This is a genomic window from Actinobaculum sp. oral taxon 183 str. F0552 (assembly GCF_000466165.1).
GTDB lineage: Bacteria > Actinomycetota > Actinomycetes > Actinomycetales > Actinomycetaceae > Peptidiphaga.
Genome location: NZ_KE951453.1, coordinates 1 through 7095, shown reverse-complemented (window position 1 = coordinate 7095; position 7095 = coordinate 1). Strand labels below are relative to the sequence as shown.

8 protein-coding genes are annotated in these 7095 nt (G+C 71.8%); 1 reads left to right on the top strand and 7 read right to left on the bottom strand.

What is annotated here, in order from left to right; genetic code table 11:
• Nucleotides 1–113 precede the first annotated feature (113 nt).
• From era to hrcA, 7 genes are read right to left on the bottom strand one after another with little or no spacing between them, the layout of a single operon-like run.
• On the bottom strand, nt 114–1031 hold the full coding sequence (era, locus tag HMPREF0043_RS08045; RefSeq protein ID WP_021602521.1) for a GTPase Era: 918 nt from the start codon (nt 1029–1031) through the stop codon (nt 114–116).
• Nucleotides 1024–2289, bottom strand: coding sequence for a hemolysin family protein (locus HMPREF0043_RS08040; RefSeq protein ID WP_021602520.1), 1266 nt, complete (start codon nt 2287–2289; stop codon nt 1024–1026). The genes era and HMPREF0043_RS08040 overlap by 8 nt, the downstream gene beginning before the upstream one ends.
• Nucleotides 2286–2780 (bottom strand): rRNA maturation RNase YbeY, encoded by a 495-nt coding sequence (gene ybeY / locus HMPREF0043_RS08035; RefSeq protein WP_021602519.1) that lies wholly within the window; start codon nt 2778–2780, stop codon nt 2286–2288. The genes HMPREF0043_RS08040 and ybeY overlap by 4 nt, the downstream gene beginning before the upstream one ends.
• The gene (locus tag HMPREF0043_RS08030) at nt 2777–3775 is read right to left on the bottom strand and encodes a PhoH family protein (RefSeq protein WP_021602518.1); all 999 of its coding nucleotides are present in this window, start codon (nt 3773–3775) and stop codon (nt 2777–2779) included. Before HMPREF0043_RS08030 ends, ybeY begins: the two co-directional genes overlap by 4 nt.
• Before the next feature lie 10 nt (nt 3776–3785).
• A complete protein-coding gene (locus HMPREF0043_RS08025) occupies nt 3786–4517 on the bottom strand; it encodes a 16S rRNA (uracil(1498)-N(3))-methyltransferase (RefSeq protein WP_021602517.1) in 732 nt (243 codons plus the stop codon).
• Nucleotides 4514–5620: a molecular chaperone DnaJ gene (dnaJ, locus tag HMPREF0043_RS08020; RefSeq protein WP_021602516.1), complete on the bottom strand. Its 1107-nt coding sequence runs from the start codon at nt 5618–5620 to the stop codon at nt 4514–4516. The genes HMPREF0043_RS08025 and dnaJ overlap by 4 nt, the downstream gene beginning before the upstream one ends.
• A gap of 7 nt (nt 5621–5627) precedes the next feature.
• A complete protein-coding gene (gene hrcA / locus HMPREF0043_RS08015; protein ID WP_021602515.1) occupies nt 5628–6644 on the bottom strand; it encodes a heat-inducible transcriptional repressor HrcA in 1017 nt (338 codons plus the stop codon).
• Between the two features lie 108 nt (nt 6645–6752).
• Here hrcA and HMPREF0043_RS08010 point away from each other — a divergent pair.
• Nucleotides 6753–7095 (top strand): DUF3097 family protein (locus tag HMPREF0043_RS08010; protein WP_021602514.1); only part of this gene is annotated, 343 nt, incomplete at its 3' end.

Here is a 7095-nt window from a genome sequence, read left to right as displayed (position 1 = left end):
CGCCTCCTCCGCGGGCGGGGAGCCGGCGTTCTCGACGCCGGCCTGGGGCGTCGCGCGGTCGGCGCGCGGTTCGTCTGGCGAGGGAGGGGAGCCCTCGCGGGGTGGGGGCGCCATCAGAAGCCCAGCCGGCCCATCTTCTTCGGGTCGCGCTGCCAGTTCTTCGCGACCTTCACGCGGAGGTCCAGGTAGACGTGCCCGCCCAGCAGCCGTTCGATCCCCTTGCGCGCCGTCCGCCCGATGCGTGTGAGCTGCCGTCCTCCCTTCCCGATGACGATCCCCTTCTGCGAGTCGCGTTCGACGTGGAGGTCGGCGCGGATGGTCGCCCCGTCGATCTCCTCGACCGTGACGGCCAGGGAGTGGGGGAGTTCGTCCTGGAGGTCCTCGAGCGCCGCCTCGCGGATGAGCTCGGCGATGAGCGTCTCCTCGGTCTCGCCCGTCACGGCGTCCCGAGGGTAGAGGGGCGGGCCGGGGGGCATGCGTCCGACGAGCAGGTCGGTCAGCCGGCCGACCCGCTCCCCCGTCGCGGCGCTGACGGGGACGATCTCCGCGAAGTCCGCGAAGCGCGAGACCTCCAGGAGGCGTTCGGCGAGCGCGGCGCGCCCGAGGAGGTCGGCCTTCGTCACAGCCGCGATCGTCGGCGCGCGGCCGCCGACGAGCTGGGCGAGGAACCGGTCGCCCGGGCCGATGGCCTCGTCGGCGGGAAGGCACACGACGACGGCGTCGACGCCGGCGAGGCTGTCGCGGACCATGTCGTTGAGCCTCTCCCCCAGGAGGGTGCGGGGGCGGTGCAGCCCGGGGGTGTCGACGATGACGACCTGACCGTCCTCGCGGTTGACGACGGCGCGGATGACGCGCCTGGTCGTCTCCGGGCGGGCCGAGGCGATGGCCACCTTCCGGCCGACCATCGCATTGGTGAGGGTCGACTTGCCGGTGTTGGGCCGCCCGACGACGCAGGCGAATCCGGCCCGGAATCCCTCGGGGGCCGAGAATCCCGCCTCGGGGGGCCTGGCGGCGGGGGGGCCGTCATTCATCGTCTTCTCCTTCTTCGTGCGCGCGTCTGGCCACAATCGTAGCCAAGCGGCGGCGGCGGCCCTGGAAGCGCTCCGCGGACAGGTGGATGCCGCCGACGCAGGCGGTCGACCCGGCGATGGGCACGCGGCCGATGAGCTTGGCGAACAGGCCGCCGACGGTGTCGACGTCGTCGTCGTCGAGCTTGACTCCGAACAGGTCGCCGAGCTCGCCGATGGGGAGCCTGGCGGGGACGCGGAACACGCCGTCCGCGAGGACGTCGACTTCGGGGACGGCGCGGTCGTGCTCGTCGGAGATCTCGCCGACGAGCTCCTCGACGATGTCCTCGATGGTCACGAGCCCGGCTATGCCGCCGTATTCGTCGACGACGAGCGCGATGTGCACTTGGTCGGCCTGCATGTCGCGCATGAGGTCGTCGACGACCTTGGTCTCGGGGACGAACACCGGGTCGCGCATGAGGTCGTCGACGGTCAGGCCGCCGGCGTCGGCGCGCAGGTGCGTGCGGCTCAGGACGTCCTTGAGGTAGACGACGCCCAGGAGGTCGTCGGTGGTCTCCCCCACCACCGGCACCCTGGAGAATCCGGAGCGGGTGAACAGGGACATGGCCTTGTCCAGGCTCGCGTCCCCGCCGATGGTGACCATGTCCGTGCGCGGCACCATCACCTCGCGGACGAGCGTGTGGTTGAGGTCGAAGACGGACTGGAGGAGCTCGCGGTCGTTCTCGTCGAGGACGACGGACTGCGAGACCCGTTCGACCATGACGGCGAGCTGGTCCTCCCTGACCTGCTCCGACTCCTCGGGGCTCGCCTCCCGTTCCCGGACGGTGCGCGAGGCGATCGCGGTGACGGCGGCCGCCGGCCCGGAGATCAGGCCGAGGGTCTGGATGGGTCTGCGCAGGCCGACGCCCGTCGGCGAGGCGACGGCCATGAGGGCGGTGACGCACGCGAGGATCCCCGCGAAGGCCAGGGCCGCCTCCCACCACGTGGACACCACGCCGGCCAGGGCGAGGGTCAGGAACAGGGCTGCGAAGGCGGCGAAGACGATGCGCAGGAAGACCAGGCCCGCGATGGCAGCCTGGCGGCGGGCGACGAGGAAGGAGATGCGCCTGGCCCCGCGCGCCCCGGAGGCCTCGGCTTCGACGGCCTCGTCGCGGGTGACGCGGCCGAGCGCCGCCCCGCCCGCCGAGCACAGAGCCTCCAGGGCGAAGGAGAGGACGGCGCCGACGATCAGCGGGCCCACGGGGATGTCGGAAGCGTTCATGTCTCAGTCGGCTCGGGGGCCACCGGGTCGTCGCGCCGCTGGGCGAGGAAGGTCAGCAGGAGCCTGCGCTGGAGGTCGAACATCTCCTTGCGCTCGTCCTCCCGGGCGTGGTCGTAGCCCAGCAGATGCAGGATGCCGTGCGTGACGAGCAGGAGGACCTCCTCGGCCGTCGAATGGCCGGCGTTGTAGGCCTGGCGCGCCGCCACCTGGGGGCAGACGACGATGTCGCCGAGCATCCCCTCCTGCGGCTGCTCTCCCGGCGGGGCCGGCCGCAGTTCGTCCATGGGGAAGGACAGGACGTCGGTCGGGCCGGGCAGGTCCAGCCAGTCGACGTGCAGGCGCTCGATGGAGGCCTCGTCGGCGAGGATGACGTTGAGCTCGGCCTGCGGATGCACCCGCATGTGGTCGAGCACGTAGGTCGCCAACGCGGAGACCTCCGCGAGGTCGAGCGCCGGGGTGAACCCGGACTCGTCGTTGACGTCGACGCTCATGATCCGTCCCTTCCGCGCGGCCCTCCGGCCTGCGCCTGTGCCTCGCCCCACCGTGCGTAGGCGTCGATGATGTCGCTGACCAGCCGGTGTCGCACGACGTCCGCGGAGGACAGCTCGCAGAAAGCGATCCCCGGTATGTCCCTGAGGATGCGGCGGACGAGGATGAGCCCCGAGGTCGTGCGCCCGGGCAGGTCCACCTGGGTGACGTCCCCGGTGACGACCATCGTGGAGCCGAATCCGAGCCTGGTGAGGAACATCTTCATCTGCTCGGGCGTCGTGTTCTGCGCCTCGTCGAGGATGACGAAGGCGTCGTTGAGGGTCCGCCCGCGCATGTAGGCCAGGGGCGCGACCTCCACGGTCCCCGCGGCCATGAGCCGGGGTATCGAATCCGGGTCGAGCATCTCGTACATCGCGTCGTAGAGGGGGCGCAGGTACGGGTCGATCTTGTCGGTGAGCGAACCGGGCAGGAAGCCCAGGGACTCCCCCGCCTCCACGGCCGGTCGGGTGAGGATGATCTTGGAGGCCTTCCGCGTGTTGAGGGCCACCACGGCCTTGGCCATCGCCAGATAGGTCTTGCCCGTGCCGGCCGGGCCGATGCCGAAGGTGACGGTGTTCGCGTCGATGGCGTCCACGTAGGCCTTCTGGCCGACGGTCTGGGGCCGGATGGTCCTGCCCCGAGCGGACAGGACGTCGTAGGTCATGACCTGGGAGGGGCTGGCGACCCCCGAGCGGGAGATCGCGATGGCGCGCTGGACCGCCTCCGTCGTCAGGTGCTGGCCCGACTGGACCACGTCGACGAGTTCGCCGATGAGGGCTTCGGCGACGTCCAGGTCCGCGTCCTGGCCGGTGAGCGTGATGCGGTGGTCCAGGACGTGGATCCTCGCCGGGGCGAGGCCGGTCTCCAGTGCGCGCAAGACCTCGTCCCGGTGGCCGAGGAGGTTGATCATCGAAACGTGCTCGGGCACCAGAATCGTGCGCTTGGCCGGTTGACTCATCTCTGCGATTCTATCCGGCGACCAGGCGCATGCCGCTCAAGGCCGCCATGGCGAAGGGGCCGGCGCTGGCGGACCGCAGGACGTTCGACGAGAGGAGGACGGGCCGCCCGCCCGCCTCCCGGAAGGCTTCGAGCTCCCGGTCGGCGATGCCGCCCTCGGGCCCGACGACGATCCATAGATTCTCCACCCTGGCGTCGGGCAGCCCCTCGCGGGCCTCCTCGTGGCAGACGAGGAGCGTGGCGCCCTCCCGCACGGCGAGGGCGACGACGCCGTCCGTCCCCAGCATCGGCGTGACCTCGGGGATCCACGAGCGGCGGGACTGCTTGGCCGCGGCGAGCGCGGTCGCCTCCCACCGGGCCCTGCCCCTGTCCTCCTTGCCCTTCCATGCGGCGATCGACCGGTCGGCCGCCCAGGGGACGAACCGGCTGGCCCCGTACTCGGTCGATGTCTCCACCGCCTGGAGGTCGCGGCCCGCCTTGGCGAGGGCTTGGACGAGCGTGATGCGCGGACGCGGGGCCTGTTCGCGCACGCGCTCGCGGACGTCCAGCGCGAGGCGGGCCCCGCCGGCCTCGGCCACGACGCACCGCGCCCGGGTCCCCCGTCCGTCGACGACGTCGATCCGCTCGCCCGCTCGGGCGCGTCGGACGGTGGCGGCGTGGTGCGCCTCGGCCCCGTCGAGGACCAGGGTCGATCCCTCCTCGGCGTCGGACAGGTCGTCGCAGACGTAGACGGGCGCCGTCACGAACGGATTCTCTCCCGCAGCTTCGAGAAGAACGAAGAGCTGTGCTGGACGACTCTGGCGGCCGGGAGCTCCTCGCCGCGCAGCTTGGCGAGCTGCTGGAGGAGGGCCCTCTGGGCGTCGTCGACCTTGGAGGGGGTCTTGACCTCCACGACGACTTTCAGGTCGCCGCGGCCGGGGCGGTTGAGGCGGCCGACTCCCAGCCCCTTGAGCGAGATGACGTGGCCGGAGTCGGTGCCCGGTTCGACGTCGATCGTCCGCCGTCCGTCGAAGGTCTCGACGTCCAGGGAGCAGCCGAGGGCCGAGGCCGTCATCGGCACTTCGATCTCGCACACGAGGTCGTCGCCGTCGCGCTGGAAGACCCTGTCCTCCTTGACGCGCACTTCGACGAAGAGGTCGCCGGGCCCGCCGCCCTCGACTCCCGCCTCGCCCTGGCCCGAGAGGCGGATGCGCATGCCGTCCTCCACCCCGGCGGGGACGCGCACGGTGACGTTCCTCGTGGCCCTGACGCGTCCCTCGCCTGCGCATTCCGAGCAGGGCGTGACGATGACCGTGCCGTGCCCGCGGCAGGCCGGGCACACCGTCTGGGTGACCATCTGGCCGAGGATCGAGTTCGCCACGCGCTGGACCGACCCCGTGCCGCCGCACTCCCGGCATGCGACCGGCTCGGTGCCCGGGGCGGCGCAGGAGCCGTGGCACGTCGGGCACTCCACGGGCAGGGTGTGGGAGATCTCCTTCTCGGCGCCGAAGACGACGTCCTCCAGCTCCAGGGAGAGGGAGACGAGGGCGTCCTGGCCGCGCCGGCCCCGCGGGGCCGGCCCCGTGCGGACGCCGCCGAAGAAGGATTCGAAGATATCGGAGAACGCCCCGAATCCGCTGGGCATCCCCGACCCGCGCAGAGCGTCGTCCCCGCCGAGGTCGTACATCCTCCGGGACTCCTCGTCGGACAGGACGGCGTAGGCCTCGTTGACGGCCTTGAACTCCTCCGCTTTGCCCGGCCCGGCGACGTCGGGGTGGAGCTTGCGGGCGAGTCTGCGGTACGCCCTCTTGATGTCCTCCTGGGAGGCGTCGCGGGGCACGCCGAGGGTTTCGTAGTGGTTTGACACGGCCTTCCTAGCGGTTGCTGAGAATATCGGACAGGTATCGGGATATCGCGTAGACGGCGGCCATGGTCCCCGGGTAGTCCATCCTCGTGGGGCCGATGACGCCGACGCGGGCCACCGACTGCTCGGCGACGTCGTACGTCGAGGAGACCACCGACGCCTCGGAGAGCTCCTCGTAGGGGTTCTCCTCGCCGATGGACACGGAGACGCCGTCCTGCATGGCCGCCAGGAGCCTGAGGAGGACGACCTGCTCCTCCAGGGCGTCCAGGACCGGGGAGATCGAGCGGGCGAAGTCGACCGAGTGGCGGGAGAGGTGCGCGGCGCCGGCCATGACGAGCCGCTCCTCGGCGTCGGCCCGCAGGGCCTCGGTTATGGCGGTGCCGACCACGTCCAGGACCTCGTGGAGGCGGGCGGGGGCCGCCTCGGCCAGCGACGCCAGGGGAAGGGCCAGGTCGGCCAGGCGCAGGCCGGTCAGCTCGGCGTTGAGGCACCGGCCGAGCGAGGCCAGGTCCTCGGCGTCCACGTCGCGGGCCAGGGCGAGGGTCCGCTGTTCGACGCGGCCGGCCTCGGTGATGATGACCAGGATGACGCGCCCGGCGCCGGACGGGATCAGCTCGATGTGCCGCAGGGAGACCCGCTGGAGCGAGGGGTACTGGACGACGGCCGCCTGCTGGGTGATCTGCGCCAGCGCCCGGACGGCTCGGGCGATCACGTCGTCGAGGTCGACGGCGCCCGACAGCACCCGTTCGATGGCCCGGCGCTCGGGGGCGGAGAGGGGTTTGACCGCGTCGAGGGAGTCGACGAAATGCCTGTACCCCTGGTCGGTCGGGATGCGGCCGGCCGACGTGTGGGGCTGATGGATGAGGCCCGCTTCCTCGAGGGCGGCCATGTCGTTGCGGATCGTGGCGGGCGAGACGCCGAGGTCGTAGCGTTCGACCAGGCTTCTGGAGCCGACGGGCTCGCGCGCCGAGACGTAGTCGCGCACGATGGCTTTGAGAACCCTGGTCCTGCGGTCCTTGGTCCCCATGGCTCCTCCTCTCGTCCGTCGCCTGTGCACTCGCGTCGAGCCTATAGCACTCGACTCGCCCGAGTGCCAATCCTACGCTGAGGGCGTGAGTGCGCATACCCTATCGGGGTGATCTTCGACGACCGATACGGTGACGACGTTCTGTCCGCCGACCCCCACCGGCACGGCGACTACGCGCACATGCCCGCATCGACGGCGGTCGAGGCCCGCCCCGGACTGGTGGTCGAGGACGTCGACACGGGCTTCGTGGGCGCGGTCACGAGGGTCGGGCGCGTGGCCGGCGCCTGGCGGGTGGAGCTGGAGGACCGCCGCGGGGGGCGCCGCTCCTTCCCCCTCGGCCGGGGGTTCTGGATCGACGGTCGCCCGGTCGAGCTCGTCCGGCCCGCGGCCGCTCCCGCGCCGACCGGACGCGTGCGCACGGCCTCCGGCTCCCTGCACGTCCGGGCCCGCG